This is a genomic window from Arthrobacter oryzae, from assembly GCF_031454875.1.
GTDB classification, from domain to species: Bacteria; Actinomycetota; Actinomycetes; order Actinomycetales; family Micrococcaceae; genus Arthrobacter; species Arthrobacter oryzae_D.
The window spans coordinates 1-1,405 of sequence record NZ_JAVDRQ010000031.1; the positions used below are offsets into that span (position 1 = coordinate 1).

1 protein-coding gene is annotated in these 1,405 nt (G+C 66.4%); it reads left to right on the forward strand.

Annotated elements, in window-relative coordinates; genetic code table 11:
• Positions 1-1,405: L-serine ammonia-lyase (locus tag J2805_RS23890; protein ID WP_309980550.1), on the forward strand; the 1,405-nt coding region annotated here is incomplete at both ends.

Here is a 1,405-nt window from a genome sequence, read left to right on the forward strand (position 1 = left end):
GTTGGTGTCTTTGATCTTTTTTCCATCGGAATAGGACCGTCCAGTTCCCATACGGTGGGTCCGATGCGGGCTGCTGCGGTGTTTGCCGAGGAGCTTAAGGCCTCGGGGAAGCTGGACCGGGTGGCGTCGCTGCGGGTGGACCTGTACGGTTCGCTGGCCGCGACGGGGCACGGCCACGGCACCATGACCGCGATCCTGCTGGGTCTGGAAGGCTTCCACCCGGAGAAGATCCTGCCCGATGAGGTGGAGGAGCGGCTGGCCGCGATCGCTGAGACCGGGAAGCTGCAGCTGGCCGGTTCCGTGCAGTTGCCGTACGGGGTCAAGGACATGGTCCTGCGGCCGCTGACCATCCTGCCGCGGCACACCAACGGCATGACGTTCACCGTCTCCGGCGCCGAGGGGGAGGTCCTGCACAGTGCCACGTTCTTCTCCGTGGGCGGCGGTTTCATCGTCCGTGAGGGCGAGGAGGACGCGGCCCAGCAGGAGCTCGATGAGTCCAAGAAGGAGCTGCCGCTGCCGTTCCGCACGGCCGCGGAGCTGTTGGGCCGCTGCCAGTCCAAGGGACTGTCCATCGGGGAGATCATGTTCGTCAACGAACGGGCCTCCCGTTCGGAGGAGGAGATCCGGGCGGGGCTGCTGCACATCTACTCGGTGATGGAGGGCTGCGTGGAAACGTCCCTCAAGCGCGAGGGTCTGCTGCCGGGCGGGCTGAAGGTCCGCCGTCGTGCCCCGGACTGGCATGAGCGGCTGCTGAAGGAAAGCCGGGACCATGATCCGAGCTACCGGGACCCGAAGTACTGGCAGGAATGGGTGAACCTGATCGCCCTGGCCGTGAATGAGGAGAACGCCTCCGGCGGGCGGGTGGTCACCGCCCCGACCAACGGTGCCGCGGGGATCATCCCGGCTGTGCTGTACTACGCGCTGCATTTCGCCCCGGGGATGGATAAGGCCAGCAAGGAGGACCGTGACGATGTCGTGGTGAAGTTCCTGCTGACCGCCGGCGCCATCGGGGTGCTCTATAAGGAGCAGGCCTCGATCTCGGGTGCGGAAGTGGGCTGCCAGGGCGAGGTGGGTTCGGCGTCCTCGATGGCCGCGGCCGGACTGGCCGAGGTCATGGGCGGGACGCCCCAGCAGGTGGAGAACGCCGCGGAAATCGCGATGGAGCACAACCTGGGCCTGACGTGCGACCCGATCGGCGGTCTGGTGCAGATCCCCTGCATCGAACGCAACGCCATCGCCGCCGCGAAGGCCATCAACGCCGCCAAAATGGCGCTCTGGGGCGACGGCACGCACCGGGTGTCCCTGGACGAGGTGATCGTGACCATGCGCGAAACAGGCAAGGACATGTCCTCCAAATACAAGGAAACCGCCATGGGCGGCCTCGCCGTAAACGTCGTGGAGTGCT